Origin of the sequence: Candidatus Thiosymbion oneisti (assembly GCF_004359955.1) — a bacterium.
Taxonomy (GTDB): Bacteria; Pseudomonadota; Gammaproteobacteria; order Chromatiales; family Chromatiaceae; genus Thiosymbion; species Thiosymbion oneisti.
Map to the genome: position 1 here is coordinate 73,776 of NZ_SMSC01000012.1, position 20,269 is coordinate 94,044.

Sequence of the window (20,269 nt, forward strand, 5' to 3'; positions counted from 1 at the left end):
GTAACGGCGATAGCAAAAAGATCGTCATACTTCATGGGCTGCGAATGTGCAAGAACGACCTGGTCAAAAATGCGTTGTACCTTGAGCTTATCGACGGTTGAATTTGGCTCGACTGCTTCACATGCAAGACAAAAGATCTCCTCAGCTTTGAATGATTCCGGGAAACGGGGATAGCACGCATTAACGTCTGACCACAACCCACATAGAGTCGGTTGCTTGCGAGTCTCCGAGATAGCATTTATGAGCGCTCTTTTTTCGCAGGATCTGAAGGTATTGAGTCCAAAGTGGCCAAGAATTTCATGGCGTATTGTTCGGATAAAATCATTTGCATCACGTGAATTGGAAGTGGCAAAGGCGGCGAGTCGTCTGATAGAAAAGTAGGCTCCAAAGATTCTTCCTGCTCGTTCGATGGTCGCGGTTTCATTGAAAATCTCCTCTTGAGTTGCGCGGACCATACAGCTTAGTTGATAAGCGGTAGGATAGACTCGGCAGAAGAGTATTGAAGGCGTTTGAAAATCACACTTTGGTGGTCGTCGTCGTGAAAAGCATTGAGTATGGGATTTTTCAAGGTCCCCATTACCTTTTCTGCCTAGCAGCGAAAAAACCGCATCCGCAGTTCCCCGTGGGTACTGTTCTTAGCTCAAGGGTTATCGGCATCAGCCATGTAGGTTGGGGTGAGCTTGCGAACCCCAACAAAAAATCGCCACACCGAACCAAAATCGTTGGGGTTTGTCACCCCTCTCGGGGCGACCTCACCCCAACCTACGCGGGCTTATAGAAATCGATGTCGGGGTTCCTTCGTCACCCTAACTCATGGACCTGATATTTATTCAAACTCCGAGCGACGAACACCCGACTGACGAATAATAGACAATAACGTCCCTCTTCTGATTTCTTTATGATCCGGAACCGGAACAGTGATTGAGATTTCGTTGTTTAGCTTTTGCATAATGACATGGCTTCCTTTTTTTCTCACTTCTTGGAATCCATGCCTCTGAAGTAGTCGGCATATTTCCTTACCTGAGAAAACCTTGAGTTTACCCAACGGCGACCTCCACATGAGTTACATACACTTCACCATGGAGTCTTGAATTGATTTCTTCTTGTGAAGCAACTTCGAAAAACAGTTCCAATGCTTCTTTCAAATTTGCCCTTGCCTCTCTAACCGTATCACCTTGACTCGCAACATCGACCTCCGGGCATAGTGCCACGTATCCATCATCTTCTCTTTCAATGATGGCTGTTAATTGTTTAACCATTTAATCACCTTAGAGGAAAGAAAAGCAAATACCTTGATTGATATCTAAGAAACCTAACATTAAAATCACCCGCCGACGCAGGAGGCTAGGTGGATTTTCTAGTTAGCCTTTTCTGTTTGATATGTTCCGTCTCTTTCTTAGCCCGTAGCCCGTAGGCTGGGGTGAGCTTGCGAACCCCAGCAATAGCAATGGTAAAAACAAGCCGCTCTCATTCATAATCCGCGCCCAATACCTCTGGTGTAGCGCCACCAGTCTGGCGGATACAAACCCGCATCGATCATTCGCTTCAATGATGAATAAGGCCAATCCAGCGCCCGCTTCACATACCGGTGCTTGACTGGATTGTAATGAATGTAATCCATATGTCGCCGGTAGTCATCATCGTCGCGAATGACATGCTCTCAATATCGGCGCTGCCAGATCCCACGCTCCCCCTTGCGCCGACGACTCGCAGATACCCCCTCTCCGATAGGCACGGCTCGGGAGAACCCTTGCTTGATCAGTGACCAGCGCATCGGAAAATCAGCGTCGCCTTCCGACAGACGCCAAATGCGATGCAGATGATCTGGCAAGATGCAGACCGCTTCCTATCGTGAACGGGTGATCCTGTTTGGTTCACCAGAGGGCATCGCGCAGCGCATCAATGTAGTGTAGCAGTAAATCATTGCCGCGCCGCTCAGCAAGGTTCAGGGTGAAGAAATAAACTCCCCCGGGAATGCTTGCCCGTAGGTAGCTGCGCATCAGCCAAGTTCCGCAAACGCGTGTATTGAAGGCATGGCGTTCGAGGAGTGGTGTGGTTTGTCCGGATAAAAGCTGGGGTTCGTTCCTCACCCCAGCCTACGGCACTTCCTCCACAATGTGATCCTTCTCTATAGCTTTAGTTTTGAGTTGGATTTTCCGAGCTTCGATTGCGCTAACGACCGGTATAAGGCGACGCAAATCGAAGCCGGCACGACGAGCACCCTACCATTCTTGAATAACTTCTTGATTTTTAATGAGAAATCCAGCGCTTTTTTGGGTCCGGTACAATGCTTTGTTAGGCCTTTGACTTTCAGGAACTTATATTTTCTCTAACACAAGTAAGCCTTCTGTAGGATTTTCTACGAATTTTTTTATTTCAGTAGTTTTCTTCAAAAGAAGCTCTCTAATGATTTTTGTTCCTCCATTTCCTACTGAAAGCCAAATTACTTTTGGTGGTGGACCAAATAAAAAAGTTCGTTGTCGGAAATCATTATCTTTAGACACAATGGTATACCCTTCTCTTTTTGCATACTCCCAGATACTGGAATCCGTTGTTCCTTGCATCCTCAGATAATCAATATGACTACTTTCCGGAAAGTCATCGAGAAGAAATTTAACCAGCTTGGAACTAATGTTTTCGTCAAAGAGAAGTTTCATGCCGCTAACGAAACTGAAAGTTTACGTTCTCTTGCGGCGGCAAATGCAAAAACGGATTGTATATCTTCGTGACTAAGGATAGGAAAATCCGATAATATTTCTTCCTCAGACATGCCCCCAGCGAAATATTCAAGAATATCATATACAGTAATCCGTGTACCTTTAATGCATGGTTTGCCACTTCGGATATCCGGATTGATTGTTACGCGTTCTTCCAAATTCATGGTTTTATATACCTTTGACATATGGGCACCTTGAAAAATAGGTATTTTCACCAATCAAGCGACTCTAAGCCATTGATTATTCAGATACGCCGTTGACGAAAACCGTATTTTTCAAAGTGCCCATATATTATATCTTTCTATTATTACTTATATGAGATAACGAATGCGTATTCGTGTGTCTTCGACCACCCAAATAGTATACGGATGGATTTCGATATTTCGTCGAAGCAAGCCTTCACAGGCCCGGATTACATTGATGGACCTCAGATTCTTTAATCGCAAGTATAGAATCCCATAACATGGTTTCCCTTGATTGATTGCCAGTGTTCCGAAGTCTGAATCATGTGTAAGGATAAATCTATGCTCCCGATATGCGCTGGTTATCAGTTCTTCATCGTCAGTTCCGTACCACAGTTGCTCTTTTGCATCCAGCACATCAAGTCCCATGTTTCGGAGACATGCGACCACCTTTGGCGAGATATTTTCATCTGTCAGAAGTGGCACTTGGTTGAGCTTCATGCTGAAACAGGCTCAAGTTCCACATATACCTCGTTCTTGCAGGAACGTGCAGCATATTTCAGACAGGCATGGATATCTTCTCTTGTGAGATGCGGATAATCTTCAAGAATATCCTCTTCAGGAACATCAGAAGCTAATAGTTCCAAGATAAATTCCACAGACAACCGTGTCCCTTGTACAATCGGTTTTCCACCGAGAATTTTTGGATCGGCGGTAATACGATCAATCATCTGTGTGCTTCCTCCACAATGGGCTCCTCCCCCACGATTCTGATTCTTGAGTCGGATTTTCCGAGCTTCGATTGCGCTAACGGGGGCGTGAGCCGCCCGCCGTTGTTTTCATCTACATAATTTGCACAAGACCTAACATTTCAATTTTCGCGGTGAATTCCCACCGCCGCAGGCGGGTCGGCTCTACGCGGAGTTAGGCGCCAGAGAAAGCACTCATTTTGCAAAACCCTCTCAACCAACCCCTGGAGATCTTCCGGAAAACCAACCCCCTGTTTCTTCTCGTCAGCTAAAAAAACTAATGTATTTTCTGGCGAATCAGGTATCCAAACCTTATACTTTGCCATCCATAATAATAAATGTACCTCAAGCTCGAAAAGATTCTTGGCTAAATTAGCTCTTAATCCATGTTCCCATGTCTGCGCTTTAAAATAATTATCTTCTTGCAACCACTTCAGCATTGATTCATTTAGTGGCCGTAAAGTAAACTCCGTGATGGCGCGGATAATTACATGTAGCTCTTTTTCTTCTGGCGTCATGTCAGGATAAGCCAATGAAAATACCCTGTCATATCCAAGGTTTTTAGCTTTCTTAGCTAACTCTGGATCTCGGATATTTATCAAATTAAGTAGACTATCTCTATGCTTTGATTGAATAATAAATGCGACTTTTCCCGCTTTTAGCATGGAGAACAATTCAACAAGATGAGCTCTCCGAGAACGTTTGCTTTCTAATATTGATTTTAGTATATGTCCTAGAGTCGTTAGTATATATCCTAGAGCCGCAAAGGCCGCACTAATGACCGCACCAATGACCGCAGTTTCCACTTCTTTTCTCCGCGTAACAGGAACACAAAAAATCCAGGACCCAAGGAAAAACGCCGGAGCATTTTCCCCTGGGCCCTGTGCTACTCTCTAGGCTTACTTCTTGGCTACATGCTCCACAAAACGCAGCATGTTGCAGGTGTAGCCGTACTCGTTGTCGTACCAAGCGATGACCTTGATGAAGGTGGGATCCAGGGCGATGCCGGCTTCGGCGTCGAAGATGGAGGGCGTGCTCTTACCCCGGAAGTCGGTGGCGACGACCTTTTCGTCCGTGAAAGCCAGCACCCCGGCCAGGTCGCCTTTCTCGGAGGCACCCTTCATGGCGGCGCAGACGTCACCGTAATCCGCGTCATTGGTCAATTCGGCGGTGAGGTCGACCACGGAGACGTCGGAGGTCGGAATGCGGAAGGCCATGCCGGTGAGCTTGCCGTTGAGCTCGGGCAGGACCTTACCGACCGCCTTGGCGGCGCCGGTGGATGACGGAATGATGTTTTCCAGGATGCCGCGTCCACCGCGCCAGTCCTTCATGGAGGGGCCGTCAACGGTCTTCTGGGTAGCGGTGGCGGCATGGACCGTGGTCATCAGGCCCCGCTTGATGCCCCAGTTGTCGTGCAGCACCTTGGCTACGGGGGCCAGGCAGTTGGTGGTGCAGGAGGCGGCGGACACGATGGGCTCGCCCTTGTAGGTCTTGTGGTTGACGCCGTAGACGAACATGGGGGTGTCGTCCTTGGAAGGCGCGGACTGAACGACCTTCTTGGCACCGGCATCGATGTGCTTCTGACAGGTCTCCTTGGTCAGGAAGAACCCGGTGCTCTCGATGATCAGGTCGGCCCCGACGTCGCCCCACTTCAGCTTGGCGGGGTCCTTTTCCGCGGTCAGGCGGATGGATTTGCCCTTGACGACCATCTTGTCGCCTTGGGTGATGATATTGCCCTCGAAGTTGCCGTGGACCGAGTCGTACTTGAGCATGTAGGCCAGGTAGTCGGGGTCGAGCAGGTCATTGATGCCGACGACTTCGATCTCGGGAAACTCCTTGGCAATGGAGCGAAAGGCCATGCGACCGATGCGGCCGAACCCATTGATGCCAACTTTGATTGTCATGGAATAAACCTCCAGTCTTTTTCAGGTTTGTAGATGTTTTATGGAAATCGGGATTACCCGTCGGTAGTGGTAAAGTTTTTAAGTGGCTAGAGGAGAGGGGCATTAACCACTTTGATCCCCTCTCCCCAACCCCTCTCCCGGCGGGAGAGGGGCTTTTGCGACACCCTCCGAGAGGGGAGGGGGGGCGAGCTCATGGCGTACCAACACACTGCTATTGGCCATGTTTCCACTTAAACCTTAACCGTTACCCACCTCCCAGCCCTGTGCCTCCACTGCCGCGACCACCTTTTCCGCGGTGATGCCGAAGGCCTTGTAGACGTCCCCCGCCGGGGCGGATTCGCCGAAGGTGTCGAGTCCGATGATCTTGCCCTGTATACCGACGTATTTGGGCCACAGATGGGTGACGCCGGCCTCCACCGCGACCCGGGCCTTGACCGCCTCCGGCAGCACGGCTTCCTTGTAGGCGGCGTCCTGGGCGTCAAAGGCGTCCATCGAGGGCATGGAAACGACGCGTACCTTGCGGCCCTTGGCGGTCAAGTCGTCGTAGGCAGCGACCGCCAGAGCGACCTCCGAACCGGTCCCGATGATAATGGCCTCGGGCTGGCCGTCGCAGTCCCGCAACACATAGGCGCCCTTGGTAATGGCACGTAGCTGTTCCTCCGTGCGCTCCAGATGCGGCAGCCCCTGACGAGAGAAGATGAGGCTGGTGGGTCCACCCTTGCGCTCGATGGCCAACTTCCAGGCCACGGCGCTTTCCACCGCGTCCGCCGGTCGCCAGGTGGACATCCGCGGCGTCAACCGCAGGATAGAGATCTGCTCCACCGGCTGATGGGTGGGACCGTCCTCGCCGAGACCGATGGAGTCGTGAGTATAGACGAAAATGGGGTTGATCTTCATGAGCGCGGCCAAGCGCAGGGCGTTCTTGGCATATTCCATGAATACCAGGAAGGTGGCACCGTAGGGCTTGAAGCCGCCGTGCAGGGCAAGCCCGTTCATGATGGCCGACATGCCGAATTCGCGTACCCCGTAGTAGATATAGTTGCCCGTGGCGTCGTCCTTGGACACACCCTTGCTGCCGGACCACAGGGTCAGATTCGAGCCGGCCAGATCCGCGGAACCGCCGATGAGCTCGGGGAGCAGCGGGCCATAGCCGTTCAGCGCGTTCTGAGACGCCTTGCGGGAGGCGATCTTCTCCGCCTTGGCGTCCACGGACTTGATGAATTCCCAGGCCTTCTTGTCCCAATCGGCCGGCAGCTCGTCGGCCATGCGGCGCTTGAACTCCGTCGCCAGCTTAGGATGAGTGGCCTCATAGGCGGCGAAGCGCTTATTCCAATCGGCCTCGGCGGCAGCCCCCCGTTGCTTGGCGTCCCAAGCGGCATAGATATGGTCGGGGATCTCGAAGGGGGCATATTTCCAACCGATGCTCTTGCGGGTCAGGGCGACCTCGTCTTCACCCAGGGCGGCGCCATGGCACTCTTCCTTACCCTGTTTGTTGGGGGAGCCCCACCCGATGACGGTCTGGCAGCAGATGAGCGTGGGCTTGTCGGTGACCGAGCGGGCCTGTTCGATCGCAGCCTTGACGGCCTCGGGATCATGGCCGTCCACCTTGGGGATTACGTGCCACCCATAGGCATCGAAACGCTTCGGCGTATCGTCGAGGAACCAGGCGGGAATGTCGCCGTGCCCGCGGACCACGCCATCGATGGAGATATTGTTGTCGTCGTAAAAGGCGATGAGCTTGCCCAGTCCCAAGACGCCGGCCAGGGAGCAGGCCTCATGGGATATGCCCTCCATCATGCAGCCGTCGCCGAGGAAGGCGTATGTCAGGTGGTCGACGATCTCATGGCCGGGTTGGTTGAACCGGGCTGCCAAGACCTTCTCGGCCAAGGCCATTCCCACCGCGTTGGTAATACCTTGGCCGAGGGGTCCGGTGGTGGTCTCGACTCCGGGGGTATAGCCGTACTCGGGGTGACCGGGGGTCTTGGAGTGCAGTTGGCGGAATTGTTTCAGATCCTCCACGCTCAGCTCATAGCCGGTCAGGTGCAACAGCGAGAAGAGAAGCATGGAGCCGTGACCGTTGGACAGCACGAAGCGATCGCGATCCACCCACTTCGGGTTGGCCGGATTGTGCTTCAGAAAATCGTTCCACAGCACTTCGGCAATATCGGCCATCCCCATCGGGGCACCGGGGTGACCGGAGTTTGCTTTCTGGGTCGCATCCATGCTCAGGGCACGGACGGCATTGGCGAGTTCTCTACGTGAGGACATCTAGTCTCTACCTCTTCGCTATTTTGAAACCAAGACTTCCGCCAGCCGCGCCCGCACGCCGTAGCGTCCGGCAACAACCCGCGACTCGGGCGATCTGTAGTCGAAACCCCATATCCGCTTGCTTGTCTCCACCCTACCTTCCGCGTTGCGCCGGCAGTTAGATCGCCTTGCCATGCGCCCTTGGATATGACGCCCCTCTTGAATTCGGTCACGCCCTTTTATGTACCAATCGCCTGGGGATATCGCGGTAGATCCGGGAAACGGGTGGCTCGTTCTCAGTGCAACCAGTATCTGATTGTCGCCCCAGCATTTTTTCCTTGAGCGGAGCCGAAAACCAGATGCTTTAGAAGACCGTTTATTCTGGCGCAAACAGATAGGACGGAACAAAGAAGCACATCTTATGTAGGCATAAAAATTTATAATTTACTTATATTGCGATTTGATGGCATGGCCCACCTCGAACGGAAATGCCGGCAGGCCGAGCGCATATCGCTTTACAGCTACCAGTCACCGGCTTCCAGCTATTTTTGAACCGCAAAGGATGCAAAGAGCACGTCGGTCGAGATGAGGAACGAACCTCAAGAGAAAGAAGAACTACGGGTGGTGGTTGAATTTTAAGTTGTGAAGCCTGTCTGATTCTTTTCATCTCAACCGAACCTGTCATCTCGACCGCAGGGAACTGTCATCCCGAGCGTAGCGAGGGATCTTCAAAACCAACCCACACGCAGGTCTTTCCATTGAGAATTCATCGTAATGGTGTTGTTTAGGCAAAGATTTCTCGCTGCGCTCGAAATGACAAATTGAAAGTCGAAACTTTCCGCTCAAATTTTCCATAACAGTCAAGGCCCCATCAGGCATCCATGAAGCGCATGGAAAGGTCGATGGACGCGACATCCTTGGTGAGATCGCCGACGGAGACGTCGTCTACACCCGTCTCGGCGATGACCCGAACCCTGTCGAGGGTGACGCCGCCGGAGGCCTCTAGGCGCGCCCTTCTGCCCACCAGATCCACCGCCCGGCGCAGCCGATCAAGCTCGAAGTTGTCCAGCAGCAGATGGGTGGCACCCGCAGCCAGGGCCTCCTCCAGCTCGTCCAGATTCTCCACCTCGATCTCCACCGGCAAGCCGGCGGCCACAGCGAACGCCGCGGTCAGGGCGGCGGCAATGGAGCCCGCCGCCAGGATGTGGTTCTCCTTGATCAGGATGGCGTCGAACAGTCCCATGCGGTGGTTGTAGCAACCGCCGCACCGCACCGCATACTTTTGCTGCACACGCAACCCGGGGAGGGTCTTGCGGGTATCGAGCAGGCGTACCGGAAGGCCGGCAACGGCGTCCGCATATAAGCGCGCCCGGCTGGCCGTTCCGGAGAGGGTCTGGAGATAGTTCATGGCGGTGCGCTCGCCACTCAGCAGGGCCCGGGTAGCTCCCGTCAGCGTGCATAAAATTTGGCCCGGTTCCACGCGCTCGCCGTCCGCCGCCCGCCACTCGATACGAGCTCCGGGGTCGAGTTGGCGAAAGACCTCATCGAACCAGGCCCGACCGCAGACAACCGCATTCTGCCTGGTAATCAGCTCGACCCGGGATTTCCGGTCCGCCGGCAACAAGGCGGCGGTACGGTCGCCTCCACCCAGATCCTCGGCCAGTGCCGTCCGGACCTGTTGCTCGATGAGTGCCGCCGCGGGCAGACTGTCCCGCAGCGCCTTGAAGAAGGTATCCTGAGTGGTTGTCCGGTTCATCATAGTCTTCGGTCGCTCTTGAGCACCTTGAAAAATGCAGTTTTCGTCTAAGGCATGTCCGAATAATCAATGGGTTAGAGTCTCTCAATTTGGTAAAAACACCTATTTTTCAAGGTGCCCTCTTTGCGGTCCGTACCAATTCTCGAAACCCAGCGGTACTTGCTGTATCCATGGCACCACGGGTCTATTCCCGGTCGTGAACTTAACGGAAGGTTGCCATTTTCGCACTGGCGAGCAAAAATTCTTTTTGATCCTCTTTGTCGAACGGATCCAGGTGTTTTTGATACCAGGGGCTGGTCACCAGCTGCTTATGCTTTCGGTGATGTGAGACATCAAGCGCAAGAATCGGGAGACTACAAGTGGCTACTGTCGCGTCAATGATCAACATGAAAGGCGGCGTCGGAAAGTCGACGTTGACGTTCAACCTCGGGTGGTACTCTGCCTGGCACGGAAACTATCGGGTACTCTGCATCGACCTGGACCCACAGGCAAACTTGAGCCAGTATTTCTTGGGAGCTGAGGGCTACCTCAACCTCCTGGGCAAACCAGAGACAAAAACCATCATGGATGTGTTCGAGCAATTTTCGGCTCCCTCAGCCTCGACTGGCGCGCCTACCTTAGTCAATCCCAAGGATGTCATTGTCCCACTACACAAATGGAATGACGGCAGTTTACTCCATCTTGTCGCCTCTCGTCTGGAGTTGTCGTCTACATTGAAGAATCCAACGGAAAAGCCTCAACGCCTACCACGATTCATCTCTAATATCGAGGCTGACTATGACCTCATCATAATCGACTGCGCACCGACGGAATCGATTCTCACTACAGCGGCCTATTGTTCCAGTCGGTATGTTTTCGTACCGGTCAAACCCGAATTTCTTGCAACAATCGGTCTTCCGTTGCTAGCACGTTCTCTTAGCGAATTCACGGTGAGGAACCAGCATCAGAAGATCGAAATGGCAGGCATCATCTTCAATGACATGCGGCGTTCGAACACGCCACCCGAGCAGCTGAAGTCTTGCCGTGAGGTTGAAGCACTTGCCAAAGATCATGGGTGGTCGATATTCGAGAATCCTGCACACCATTCGGATTCCTACGCGACTGGTTCTAGAGCAGGAACACCGATTTTCGATACGCCCTATGCCCGCGACTACGTTGTAGGCGAATTCCGCCAAGTCGCTGAAGAATTCCTACAGAGAGTCGAACTGAAATGAAAAAGCGTGTGCGTCAAGCAGCAATGAGGTTGACCCTCCTTCAGGAGGAGTTCACGAAAAGCGAGTTGGATGAGGCCGTATCCTTTTTGTCGAACCACAAAACGGAAGATCTCCTCGAGTATTTCAGAGAAACCAAGGTAACAGCGGGTACCGCAAGTGCCCGGTCGCTGGCAGAAGACACGGATCGACTCTCCAAGGCGGTGCAGGATTTGGAAACAAGCGACCCGGAGTATTACAGGATCCTTTCCGAATTCGAACCCATGGTACGAAAGGGGGAAGTGCTCTCGTCTCTCGATGAAGTCAAGCGCTTGGGCACAACCATAAGCAAAAATTTCGAACCGGCTAAGTCGCGCAAGGATACCATACCGCGCCTTATGGCACTGCTAGCCAAAATGCCGTTCGATGAAATGAAGGAGACAATTCACAAAGTGACGGAGCGAGCAAAGCCTGCGGATAAAAGTAACAGTTCATACGCACGACTGGCAGAATACCTGATCGATGGTACCCGAGGCAGTGTAACAGCTGCCGGCAATTGACAAATTCTGGAGCCGAAAAACCACCCATGGATACGAATCTTGATTCGTGTCCAGTGGTGTTGATTTGTGGGTTCCAACTGATAGTTAGGAGTGCTCCAATCTTGTTGTTTCCGAATATAGGGTGCCTCGAAAAACGTCAGGAGATCGAATGATGGGGAAGAATGATCTGCCCGAACTGTTGTCTGGCAGCGACGTGGCCTGGTGGAGTACCCGCTTCGAGGGCGGCGGCGAGGCGAAGACCGTCTACCGCGCCGGCGAGGGTCCGGGGGTCGTCGTCATACACGAGATCCCGGGGATCTACCCCGCCGTTTCCCGCTTCGCCGAGCGCGTAGTCAAAGCCGGCTTTAGCGTGGCGATGCCGGATCTGTTTGGGGTCGTCGGCAGGGAGCCGACCAGGGGCTACGAGTTCGCCCAGATAGCGCGTGCCTGTATCAGCCACGAGTTTCACGTGCTGGCCGCGCGCGGCTCCAGTCCGATCACGCATTGGCTGCGTGCGCTCTGCCGCGACCTCTACGCCGAGTGCGGGGGGCCGGGGGTGGGGGCCCTCGGAATGTGCCTCACCGGCAACTTCGCCCTGTCCCTGATGGTGGATCCCTGGGTGATGGCGCCGGTCCTCTCCCAGCCCTCCTTGCCCTTTCCGCTCGGTGCCGAGCGACGCCGGGGTCTCCACGTGTCCGACGAAGACCTCCAGGTGGTCAGACGCCGTGCCTGCGAGGAGGGCGTCAAGGTGTTAGGAATGCGCTTCACGGACGATCCCATGTGTCCGCCCGAGCGTTTCCAGCGGTTGCGCGAAGAGCTGGGCGACGGCTTCGAGGAGATCGAGATCGATTCCTCGCCGGGCAATCCCCATGGCATCAGGTGCAGGGCCCACAGCGTGGTGACCGCGGATCTGGTCGACCAGGCGGACCACCCCACCCGGAAAGCCCTGGACCGCGTGCTCGAGTTCTTCGGCGAATGCCTGAAGCGCTGACCCGGCACCGCATCCAGGCGTTGGGTAGTGCTTAATATGTAGTGATCGTGTAATTTTCCCGGCGAAGAGGAAAAGGTTTAGAGGCTGTCTAAAAAGGGCCGTAGGCCAGGGCCTGGAGTAGGCTGGGTTGAGGAACGAAACCCAGCGTTTACGAGCAAGCCTGGTTTGCTGGGTCTCGTCCCTCGACCCAGCCTACCTGTTTAAACTCAACCATTACCAGCTGAAGCTGGTAGGTTGGGCCACTAAAGTGGCCCTCGGCGGACTAAACCGCCGACTGAAGATAATCCATCTGGAAGATGGAGGTTTGTACCTCGATCCGCCTACGGCGGACTGAAGTTTTTGGGGACAATCAATGTGTTAGTTTTTAGACAGCCTCTTAGCGGGAAATCCATCACTACATGTTAAGCACTACCACTACCACGAACCGGTCTCCAAAGAATGAACGATAGGCACCCAAACCCCTCAGCGTGAATCGATGAAAGCCCTTGTGCCTGAACTCTTGAAATCCCTGACCGGCAGCGTCAAGGATCTCCTGCCGATCATCGGGGTGATCGCCTTCTTCCAGCTCCTGGTGCTCGGCCGGCCCATCCCTAATCTCCTGGAGCTGCTGTGGGGTACCCTGCTGGTGGTGGTGGGACTGACCCTGTTCATCCAGGGGCTCAAGCTCGGGCTGTTTCCGATCGGCGAGAACATGGCCTGGGATTTCGCCGCCAAGGGCAGTCTGCTGTGGCTGTTGTTGTTCGCCTTTGCCCTGGGCTTCGGGACTACGATTGCCGAGCCGGCCCTGATTGCGGTTGCCGAGGAGGCCGCCAAGGTCGCGGCCCAAGGGGGCATGATTGTCGACGCGACGGACGCCCGCGAGGCCTATGCCGAGGGGCTGCGCTACACCGTCGCCCTGTCGGTGGGTGTGGCTATCGTCATCGGGGTGCTGCGCATCCTGCGGGGTTGGCCGATTCAGTATCTGATCATTTGCGGTTATCTCGGGGTAGTGATCATGACGGTCTTCGCCCCCAAAGAGATCATCGGCATCGCCTATGACTCCGGCGGCGTGACCACCTCGACCATCACCGTGCCCCTGGTGACGGCCCTGGGCGTGGGACTCGCCTCCAGCATCGAGGGACGCAATCCCATGGTCGACGGCTTCGGGCTCATCGCCTTTGCCTCCTTGACACCCATGATCTTCGTCATGGGTTACGGGGTCCTGCTGTGACCGAGTATTTGGTCTCTCTCTGGTCCTCCCTTCTGGCGACCATCGACGATGTGCTGCCGATCATCGGCATCCTGGTGGGCTTTCAGGTGTTGGTTCTGCGGCGCTCCATTCCCAACCTCAAACGGGTGCTGCTGGGCTTCCTGCTGGTGCTGTTGGGTCTGGCCTTCTTTCTCGAGGGTTTGGAGCGGGCCCTGTTCCCCCTGGGTCGGCTCATGGCCGAGCAGCTCACCGCACCGGATTTTCTCGGTACGGCAGGCAGCGGGACCGACGGCGCCGAGCACTGGGAGCGTTATGCCTGGGTCTATCTGTTCGCCTTCGCAATCGGATTCTCGACCGCCATCGCGGAGCCTTCCCTCATCGCCGTCGCCATCAAGGCCCACCAGGTATCGGCCGGCGCCATTCACCCCTGGGGGCTGCGGATCGCCGTAGCCATCGGCGTCGGCATCGGGATCACGCTCGGTACCCACCGCATCGTTACCGGGGCGCCGCTGCATTACTACATCATCACCGGCTATGTGGTGGTGTTGACTCAGACTTGGTTCGCGCCGCGGGCCATCATCGCCCTGGCCTACGACTCCGGGGGGGTATCGACCTCTACCGTCACGGTGCCCTTGGTGGCGGCCCTGGGGCTGGGGCTTGCGAGTAATATTCCGGGGCGCAATCCGCTCCTCGACGGCTTCGGGCTCATCGCCTTTGCCTGCCTGTTCCCGATCATGACCGTGATCGCCTATGCCCAGCTCAGCGAGCTCGTTACCCGACGCAGATCCGGTCTGCATCCCCATCCGTAGGAGAATGAACGCATGCACTTCAAGCTCATCCTGGCATTTGTCGAAGACAGTGAAACGAAAAACGTGCTTGAGGCCGCCCGCAAGGCCGGGGCGACCGGCTCGACCGTGATCAGTCAAGCCCGGGGAGAAGGGCTCGAGAAATCCAAGACCTTCTTCGGTCTGACCCTGGAGACCCAACGCGACGCCATTCTACTGCTGGTCGAGGAGCATATGAGTCGCAGTATCCTGGAAACCATCGCCAAGGCCGGACACTTCGACGAGCGGCCCGGTCATGGGATCGCCTTTCAGGTGGATGTGGAAGACGCCGTAGGCGTCAATCATCAGGTTCGTAGACTCTTCGAGACCGTGCAAAAGGAGATCCTGACATGAACACCAAACAGCTCGTGCGCGTCCGCGACGTCATGAAGCCCCAGTTCGATACCGTGGACGGCCTGGACACGGTAGCCCATGCCCTGGAGACCATGGCCCATGTGGATACCAAGACCCTCATCGTCAGGAAGCGCCACGCGGACGACGCCATCGGCATGGTCGTGGTCTCGGACATTTCCCGCCAGGTGCTGGCCAAGGACCGCGCCCCGGACCGGGTCAACATCTATGAGATCATGTCCAAGCCTGCATTGTCGGTAAGTCCCGAGATGGACATCCGTCACTGCGCGCGCCTATTCGCCCGCTTCGACCTGACCCGGGCGCCCGTGGTGCAAGACGGCGAGGTGGTCGGGATCGTGAGCCTTACCGACATGGTGGTAAAGGGCATGATGCCCCATCTGTGAGCGATTCCAAGGACGTAGGATGTGGTGAGCGTAGTGGTTCCGAGCTTGCCGGCCAGTACACGCTCTCCCCGCGCGAACCGCATCTCAGGGGGCAGTTATCAGTTGTCAGTTATCAGGGAACCTTCCCTGACAACTGTCCCCTGCACCCTGTCCCCTGGATTCATCAGGTGGCTTATGGTTAAGACAGCTTCTCTGCTGTCTCCCGCGGAGTCAGTATCTCCACCGGTCCATCGGCAGGAAAATGCTTGCGGTTGCCGGTGACCAGGGGGCACGAACCCGCCAATGCGGTGGCATAGAACGGCAGATCGGACGGATCGGGAAAGTCGTCCGGATCAATGGGAAAGGGTTCGATGTACAAGGCATTGTCCGAAAGGGCGGCCAGGAACTCGACGACCTCGCTGGAATCCAGTCGTAACACGGGTCGCAAGAGGACCGCTCGATACTCGGCAACAACGGGGGATGAGATGACCGGCGTGATCGTCCGATCACGCATGGCGTTCAGGATCTGTGCCGGTGGCGAAATATCGGACAGAAACCCGGATACCAGGACATTGGTGTCAAGCACCAGCCTCATGCCGCCGTTCCTCTCGGACCTCCCTGATGACGGCATTGATCTCGTCCAAGGTCATTTTGTCCGAACCTTGCTCACGGGTCCGGCTGCGGATTGCGTCCAATGCCCGACCGAACCGGAGGTCGCGTCGGGCTTGCAGGTCGCGGTCGACCACAGTCGGGCTGGCCTCGGTCAGGATCGCGAACGGCTTGCCGTTACGGGTGACGACCAGCTTGTGGTATTGGACCAGTTTCTCCCACACCTCACCGGGTTGAGTGTGAAAGTCACGAACGCTGACAGAATCCATGGGATACCTGGGTAGGACCATTGAAAGGATAACGAAAATGATTAACCGCCGCGCCAGCCCACTCGTGGATAGCTCCTCTATCCATGATGCCGAAAGACACTGCACTTAGTGTACACCCTTTTCGTTTTTTACACACACCTTTTCCCCTCTTTTCTCCTCTTTTCCCCTCATCCGTGACGCTGCAAGGCGTTGAGCACTCCTATCCGTGTCCATCCGTGGTTCAGTCCCCCCATCCGAGACGACTGCCGGCGATCGGTAGCTGGCAGCGATTTCAAGACACCGCCGCCAGCCTGGTTGCTTCTTCCACATCCACCGACACCAGACGGGAGACGCCCGGCTCCTGCATGGTCACGCCTAGGAGATGGTCCGCGATCTCCATGGTCAGCTTGTTGTGGGTGATGAAAATGAACTGCACCCGATCGGACATGGAACGCACCAGCTCGCAAAAGCGCCCTACATTGGCGTCGTCCAGGGGTGCATCCACCTCGTCGAGCATGCAGAAGGGAGCCGGGTTGAGCTCAAAGATGGCGAACACCAGGGCCACGGCGGTCAATGCCTTCTCGCCGCCGGAGAGGAGGTGGATACTGGCGTTGCGCTTGCCCGGCGGGCGCGCCATGACGGTGACGCCCGTCTCCAGCAGATCCTCGCCGGTAAGCGCCAGGTAGGCTTGACCACCGCCGAACAGGCGTGGGAAGAGCTGCTGAAAGCCCTGATTGACAGCATCGAAGGTCTCTTTGAACCGGTCGCGGGTCTCGCGGTCGATGCGCCGGATGGCCTGTTCCAGGGTCTGGAGGGAGCGGGAAATGTCGGCGTGCTGGGCGTCCAGGTAACGCTTGCGTTCGGACTGCTCCGCGAGCTCGTCGATGGACGCCAGATTGATGTTGCCCAACCGGGCGATGCGCTCCGAGACCTTCTCCAACCGCTCCTGCCAGACTTCCTCACCGGCATCCGCCTCCAGATCGGCGAGTAGTGCCTGCAGATCCAGATTCGCCTCGGCGAGCTGTTCCTCCAGGGTCCGCCTGCGCACGAATTGTTCCTGCCGTGCCAGGCGCAGGGCATCCAGCTCCCGCCGGTGCTCACCGAGGTCCTGCTCTACCTGGTGGCGCTCCTGCTCCAGGGTGCGGACGCGGCCATCCAGCTCCTCCATCTGCTGCCGCGAGGTGCCCAGCTGCCCCTCGACCTCGAGACGCAAGGCAAGCTGCGCTTCGAGTCCCTTCTCCTGCCCGGCCAGGGGTGCCAGGGAGGTCTCCAGGCTCAGGCGCAGCTCATCGCGGCGCTCGGCGAGCTGGCGACACTGCTCCCGCGCCCGCTCTAGGTTGCGCAGCCTGGCCTCCCGCGAGGCGCGGCGGGCCTCGATGGCGACCTGCAGGCGATGGGCCCGCTCCCGCGACTCCCGTTCCTGCTCCCGCGCCTTCGCCACCTGACCCCGCAGGGCCTCGCGGTGTGAGGTCAAAGCCGCACGCCGGTCGGCCAGGGTATCGATCTCCTCCAGGGCCCCATGCAGGCGTTCCCGCGCCGCTGCCTCCTCGGCTACGGCCTCTGCCAGACGCTCAGCCAGCTCCGCGCGCTCCGCCTCCAGGGTAGCACGGCGCTCGTTCTGGTGCTCCAGTCGGGCGCGGTATCCCGTAAGGTCCGCCCGGATCTTGGCGCCGGCCTTCTCGAGCCCGGCGGTCTCGGTACGCAACGCCTCGCGTTCCTCCTCGACCCCGTGCCGACGCACCCGCAGCTGCTCCTGCTCCTGCTCCAGGGTCCGGACCTGGGCCTCGAGGGTTACGGCTCGGCGCTCCAGCTCCTTGAGCTCCTCGACCCGCACCAGCACCCCCCCCAAGGCACCGTTCGCTTCCGGCATGCGCAGCCAGTTGGAGCCCACCAGGACCCCGTCTCGGGTAACCAGGACCCCGCCCGAATCGAGGGTGCCGCGCTCGCTTAGAGCCGCCGGCAGATCCTTCGCCACCCGCACGGACCCGAGCAACCCGTGTAGAGGCCAGGGACACCGCACCTGCGCCAGGAGCGAGTCGGGAGCCAGGGGGCCGAGGGTTTCGGTCCCCTCGAGTAGCGCCAGAGAGCCAAGGTCCGCCCCATCCACTCCGGCCCCGACCCGATCCAGGGAATCGGTGCAGATGGCACGCAGGTGATCCGCCAGCACCGTCTCCACCGCCGCTTCCCAGCCGGGCTCGACCGCCAGCTCATCGACCAACCTGGGGGCGTCCGCCAACCCCTGGTCGTTCAGCCAATCGGCAAGGGCCGCGTCCGCATCGTCCAGGGCCGCCTCCTGCAGCGCGGTCAGCGCGGCCTGGCGGCCACGTGCCGATTGCAGCTCGGTCCGCGCCGTATCGAGCTGCCCACCCACCTCGCGCAGCGCCCGTTCCTGCTCCTGAAGGGCCCCGGTCAGCTGTCGCTCCTGATCTTGAAGGGCGACAATCCGCTCATCGTACCCCTGGGCCTGCCCTTGCAGGGCCTGGATTCGGATCTCCAATTCCCCGGTATTCTGCCGTCCCAGCTCCTCCTCTACTCGGCCCTGCCGGGCCCGGACCTGATCCATGCGCTGCTCCAGATGGTTGATATGGGTCCGCTCCACCTGGGCCAATTCCGCGGGGGCGGCGGCCTGCCGGTTGAATTCCTCCCACTGGGCCTCCCAGGCTTCAAGCTGCGATTCGACGGAACCCACCTGCACCAGGGCCTCCGCCAGCGCCGCCTCGGCCGCCTCATGCTCGGGTCCGTCGGTAGCCAGGGCCGTGTCGATCTCCGCCACGGTATGCTCCTCGCGGGCGAGCAGATCCCGGACCTCGGTGAGTTCGCGTTCCAGGCGGTCGACCTCCCCTTCCTGGCGTCCGCGGCTCTCCTTGGCAAACCGGATGCCCTGTTCGAGGCGTGCGATCTCGGAACCGACGGCATAATAGCGACCCTGGACCTCGTTAAACTCGTCCGAAGCCTCGACATAGCGGTCGCGCAATTTCTCGCTATCCGCCTCCAGCTGCCGCTGGCGCGCGATCTGGCCCTCAAGCGCCGTCTCCCGGCTCCGCAGGGACTCGTCCCGGGCGCCGATCTCCCGGTCGAGAGACCGCCAGCGCAGGGCCCGCAGCTCCGCCTCCAGCCGCCGCTCATCCTGTTTGAGGCGCTGGTACTTCTCGGCAGTAGCGGCCTGCCGTTCCAGGTGCGAGAGCTGCTTGGCGACCTCCTCGCGCAGGTCATCCAGGCGCTCCAGGTTGTCGCGGGTGTGGCGCATCCGGTTTTCCGTCTCACGCCGCCGCTCCTTGTACTTGGAGATACCCGCTGCCTCTTCCAGAAACAGGCGCAGCTCCTCGGGCCTGGCCTCGATGAACCGGGAGATGATGCCTTGTTCGATGATGGCGTAGCTGCGCGGACCTAAGCCCGTGCCTAGAAACAGGTCCTGGATGTCGCGGCGACGGCAGCGTGCGCCGTTGAGAAAATAGACCGACTGGCCGTCCCGGGAGACCTGACGCTTGACCGAAATCTGGCTGAACCTGGCGTACTCCCCGCCGGCACCGCCGTCGCTGTTATCGAACACCAGCTCGATACCGGCGGTGCCCACCGGCTTACGGCCGGTGGAGCCGTTGAAGATGACATCGGACATGGACTCGCCGCGCAGCATCTTGGCCGAGCTCTCCCCCATCACCCACCGCACGGCGTCGATGACATTGGACTTGCCGCACCCATTCGGTCCCACGACCCCGGCCAGGTTGCTCGGAAAATGCACGGTCGTGGGATCGACGAAGGATTTGAAGCCGGCGAGCTTGATCTTCTCCAATCGCATCCTAAGCAAGATACAGGAGGAGCGGGATCGGGGCCAAACCGCAAGCGTCAGGGAGCACCGCTGGTGGGAATTCTTTTTCCTCAGAAGCTATCTGGTTAAAACGGATCCTCGCGTCGTGTCGCGTTACGCTGTGTTGTTCCCCCAGGCGTTTTCGCGCGCGGCTTAACGCAACCTACACTTAAGGCAAGGTCCGCGCGTGCAGGCCGCGCGGGGGATCATGTGGGGGTAGGTTGCGTTAAGACGCCGGCACCGGCCTGGCCGTAGACCAACGAACCGTTGGGCGTCGAACGCAACACGTCGAATCCCCCAAACCGCGCCAAATCATTTAGGATTGCTACGGTCAATCAAGCGGTTAGCCTAGGGTCCACGGTGCGAACCGCGTGGGTGTTGTGGCTATTTAACACATGAAAAACAGTCGGTTAGAGTTAGAGGCTGTCTAAAAACTAATACATTGATTTCCGGCTGGCTCCCCACGCTGGAGAGACTGTAAAAGAATTCGCCCCTGGTCATGGCGAGGGAAAACTCCCGGTCGAGTTCGATCCGAGAGGGTGAGATTGATGGCGAGAGGTTACAAGCCAGGCATAGCCCGTGCCC

General features: G+C 57.3%; 20 protein-coding genes and 1 pseudogene. 7 read left to right on the plus strand and 14 right to left on the minus strand.

Annotation, left to right across the window (positions count from 1 at the left end; all coding sequences use genetic code 11):
• Nucleotides 1-826: 826 nt before the first annotated feature.
• The 11 genes and pseudogenes from E1958_RS08620 to nadC form a co-directional block, all read right to left on the minus strand.
• Nucleotides 827-1,045 (minus strand): type II toxin-antitoxin system HicA family toxin, encoded by a 219-nt coding sequence (locus E1958_RS08620; RefSeq protein ID WP_133511523.1) that lies wholly within the window; start codon nucleotides 1,043-1,045, stop codon nucleotides 827-829.
• Entirely contained in the window at nucleotides 1,038-1,259 is a 222-nt protein-coding gene (locus tag E1958_RS08625) for a type II toxin-antitoxin system HicB family antitoxin (protein ID WP_089728582.1), read from the minus strand. The genes E1958_RS08620 and E1958_RS08625 overlap by 8 nt, the downstream gene beginning before the upstream one ends.
• Nucleotides 1,260-1,471: 212 nt before the next feature.
• Nucleotides 1,472-2,000 (minus strand): annotated as a pseudogene (locus tag E1958_RS21975) (REP-associated tyrosine transposase).
• A gap of 318 nt (nucleotides 2,001-2,318) precedes the next feature.
• A complete protein-coding gene (locus E1958_RS08635) occupies nucleotides 2,319-2,657 on the minus strand; it encodes a DUF5615 family PIN-like protein (RefSeq protein WP_133511524.1) in 339 nt (112 codons plus the stop codon).
• Nucleotides 2,654-2,902: a DUF433 domain-containing protein gene (locus tag E1958_RS08640; protein WP_439329457.1), complete on the minus strand. Its 249-nt coding sequence runs from the start codon at nucleotides 2,900-2,902 to the stop codon at nucleotides 2,654-2,656. Before E1958_RS08640 ends, E1958_RS08635 begins: the two co-directional genes overlap by 4 nt.
• A 126-nt stretch (nucleotides 2,903-3,028) precedes the next feature.
• Nucleotides 3,029-3,400 carry a DUF5615 family PIN-like protein gene (locus E1958_RS21980; protein ID WP_165741610.1) on the minus strand — a complete coding sequence of 124 codons (372 nt, stop codon included), beginning with the start codon at nucleotides 3,398-3,400 and terminating at the stop codon, nucleotides 3,029-3,031.
• Nucleotides 3,397-3,630: a DUF433 domain-containing protein gene (locus E1958_RS08645; RefSeq protein WP_133511525.1), complete on the minus strand. Its 234-nt coding sequence runs from the start codon at nucleotides 3,628-3,630 to the stop codon at nucleotides 3,397-3,399. The genes E1958_RS21980 and E1958_RS08645 overlap by 4 nt, the downstream gene beginning before the upstream one ends.
• A gap of 140 nt (nucleotides 3,631-3,770) precedes the next feature.
• Entirely contained in the window at nucleotides 3,771-4,454 is a 684-nt protein-coding gene (locus E1958_RS08650) for a hypothetical protein (RefSeq protein WP_133511526.1), read from the minus strand.
• Between the two features lie 93 nt (nucleotides 4,455-4,547).
• Nucleotides 4,548-5,552 (minus strand): type I glyceraldehyde-3-phosphate dehydrogenase, encoded by a 1,005-nt coding sequence (gene gap, locus E1958_RS08655; RefSeq protein ID WP_133511527.1) that lies wholly within the window; start codon nucleotides 5,550-5,552, stop codon nucleotides 4,548-4,550.
• Nucleotides 5,553-5,789: 237 nt separating this feature from the next.
• Nucleotides 5,790-7,820, minus strand: coding sequence for a transketolase (gene tkt / locus E1958_RS08660; protein WP_133511528.1), 2,031 nt, complete (start codon nucleotides 7,818-7,820; stop codon nucleotides 5,790-5,792).
• A gap of 850 nt (nucleotides 7,821-8,670) precedes the next feature.
• Nucleotides 8,671-9,555 carry a carboxylating nicotinate-nucleotide diphosphorylase gene (nadC, locus tag E1958_RS08665; protein WP_133511570.1) on the minus strand — a complete coding sequence of 295 codons (885 nt, stop codon included), beginning with the start codon at nucleotides 9,553-9,555 and terminating at the stop codon, nucleotides 8,671-8,673.
• A gap of 359 nt (nucleotides 9,556-9,914) precedes the next feature.
• On the opposite strand from nadC, the gene E1958_RS08670 reads away from it, so the two are divergent.
• From E1958_RS08670 to E1958_RS08700, 7 genes are all read left to right on the plus strand, one after another.
• On the plus strand, nucleotides 9,915-10,769 hold the full coding sequence (locus tag E1958_RS08670) for a ParA family protein (RefSeq protein WP_207787598.1): 855 nt from the start codon (nucleotides 9,915-9,917) through the stop codon (nucleotides 10,767-10,769).
• The gene (locus E1958_RS08675; RefSeq protein WP_133511529.1) at nucleotides 10,766-11,305 is read left to right on the plus strand and encodes a hypothetical protein; all 540 of its coding nucleotides are present in this window, start codon (nucleotides 10,766-10,768) and stop codon (nucleotides 11,303-11,305) included. Before E1958_RS08670 ends, E1958_RS08675 begins: the two co-directional genes overlap by 4 nt.
• A gap of 148 nt (nucleotides 11,306-11,453) precedes the next feature.
• Complete coding sequence (locus E1958_RS08680) at nucleotides 11,454-12,275, plus strand: dienelactone hydrolase family protein (RefSeq protein WP_207787599.1); 822 nt, start codon at nucleotides 11,454-11,456, stop codon at nucleotides 12,273-12,275.
• A gap of 487 nt (nucleotides 12,276-12,762) precedes the next feature.
• Nucleotides 12,763-13,485, plus strand: coding sequence for a DUF1538 family protein (locus tag E1958_RS22240; protein WP_481752900.1), 723 nt, complete (start codon nucleotides 12,763-12,765; stop codon nucleotides 13,483-13,485).
• Nucleotides 13,482-14,273: a DUF1538 domain-containing protein gene (locus tag E1958_RS22245; RefSeq protein WP_165741612.1), complete on the plus strand. Its 792-nt coding sequence runs from the start codon at nucleotides 13,482-13,484 to the stop codon at nucleotides 14,271-14,273. Before E1958_RS22240 ends, E1958_RS22245 begins: the two co-directional genes overlap by 4 nt.
• A gap of 12 nt (nucleotides 14,274-14,285) precedes the next feature.
• Nucleotides 14,286-14,642: a P-II family nitrogen regulator gene (locus tag E1958_RS08695; RefSeq protein WP_089724856.1), complete on the plus strand. Its 357-nt coding sequence runs from the start codon at nucleotides 14,286-14,288 to the stop codon at nucleotides 14,640-14,642.
• Nucleotides 14,639-15,043, plus strand: a complete 405-nt coding sequence (locus E1958_RS08700) for a CBS domain-containing protein (RefSeq protein WP_133511532.1) — start codon at nucleotides 14,639-14,641, stop codon at nucleotides 15,041-15,043. The genes E1958_RS08695 and E1958_RS08700 overlap by 4 nt, the downstream gene beginning before the upstream one ends.
• Before the next feature lie 178 nt (nucleotides 15,044-15,221).
• Here E1958_RS08700 and E1958_RS08705 read toward each other — a convergent pair whose 3' ends face one another.
• The 3 genes from E1958_RS08705 to smc all read right to left on the minus strand — a co-directional run bounded on the left by E1958_RS08705 (nucleotide 15,222) and on the right by smc (nucleotide 19,675).
• Entirely contained in the window at nucleotides 15,222-15,617 is a 396-nt protein-coding gene (locus E1958_RS08705) for a putative toxin-antitoxin system toxin component, PIN family (RefSeq protein WP_165741615.1), read from the minus strand.
• Nucleotides 15,601-15,900: a type II toxin-antitoxin system Phd/YefM family antitoxin gene (locus tag E1958_RS08710; RefSeq protein WP_089724862.1), complete on the minus strand. Its 300-nt coding sequence runs from the start codon at nucleotides 15,898-15,900 to the stop codon at nucleotides 15,601-15,603. Before E1958_RS08710 ends, E1958_RS08705 begins: the two co-directional genes overlap by 17 nt.
• 271 nt (nucleotides 15,901-16,171) lie before the next feature.
• Complete coding sequence (gene smc / locus E1958_RS08715; protein WP_133511534.1) at nucleotides 16,172-19,675, minus strand: chromosome segregation protein SMC; 3,504 nt, start codon at nucleotides 19,673-19,675, stop codon at nucleotides 16,172-16,174.
• Nucleotides 19,676-20,269 lie beyond the last annotated feature (594 nt).

Excerpts from the sequence above, each read along its gene's own strand:
- E1958_RS08705 (WP_165741615.1), bottom strand. The coding sequence starts at position 15,617 with ATGAGGCTGGTGCTTGACACCAATGTCCTGGTATCCGGGTTTCTGTCC.
- E1958_RS08700 (WP_133511532.1), top strand. The coding sequence starts at position 14,639 with ATGAACACCAAACAGCTCGTGCGCGTCCGCGACGTCATGAAGCCCCAG.
- nadC (WP_133511570.1), bottom strand. The coding sequence starts at position 9,555 with ATGAACCGGACAACCACTCAGGATACCTTCTTCAAGGCGCTGCGGGAC.
- E1958_RS08645 (WP_133511525.1), bottom strand. The coding sequence starts at position 3,630 with ATGATTGATCGTATTACCGCCGATCCAAAAATTCTCGGTGGAAAACCG.
- E1958_RS08695 (WP_089724856.1), top strand. The coding sequence starts at position 14,286 with ATGCACTTCAAGCTCATCCTGGCATTTGTCGAAGACAGTGAAACGAAA.
- E1958_RS08680 (WP_207787599.1), top strand. The coding sequence starts at position 11,454 with ATGATGGGGAAGAATGATCTGCCCGAACTGTTGTCTGGCAGCGACGTG.
- E1958_RS08710 (WP_089724862.1), bottom strand. The coding sequence starts at position 15,900 with ATGGATTCTGTCAGCGTTCGTGACTTTCACACTCAACCCGGTGAGGTG.
- E1958_RS08675 (WP_133511529.1), top strand. The coding sequence starts at position 10,766 with ATGAAAAAGCGTGTGCGTCAAGCAGCAATGAGGTTGACCCTCCTTCAG.
- gap (WP_133511527.1), bottom strand. The coding sequence starts at position 5,552 with ATGACAATCAAAGTTGGCATCAATGGGTTCGGCCGCATCGGTCGCATG.
- E1958_RS08635 (WP_133511524.1), bottom strand. The coding sequence starts at position 2,657 with ATGAAACTTCTCTTTGACGAAAACATTAGTTCCAAGCTGGTTAAATTT.
- tkt (WP_133511528.1), bottom strand. The coding sequence starts at position 7,820 with ATGTCCTCACGTAGAGAACTCGCCAATGCCGTCCGTGCCCTGAGCATG.
- E1958_RS08625 (WP_089728582.1), bottom strand. The coding sequence starts at position 1,259 with ATGGTTAAACAATTAACAGCCATCATTGAAAGAGAAGATGATGGATAC.
- E1958_RS08640 (WP_439329457.1), bottom strand. The coding sequence starts at position 2,902 with ATGTCAAAGGTATATAAAACCATGAATTTGGAAGAACGCGTAACAATC.
- E1958_RS21980 (WP_165741610.1), bottom strand. The coding sequence starts at position 3,400 with ATGAAGCTCAACCAAGTGCCACTTCTGACAGATGAAAATATCTCGCCA.
- smc (WP_133511534.1), bottom strand. The coding sequence starts at position 19,675 with ATGCGATTGGAGAAGATCAAGCTCGCCGGCTTCAAATCCTTCGTCGAT.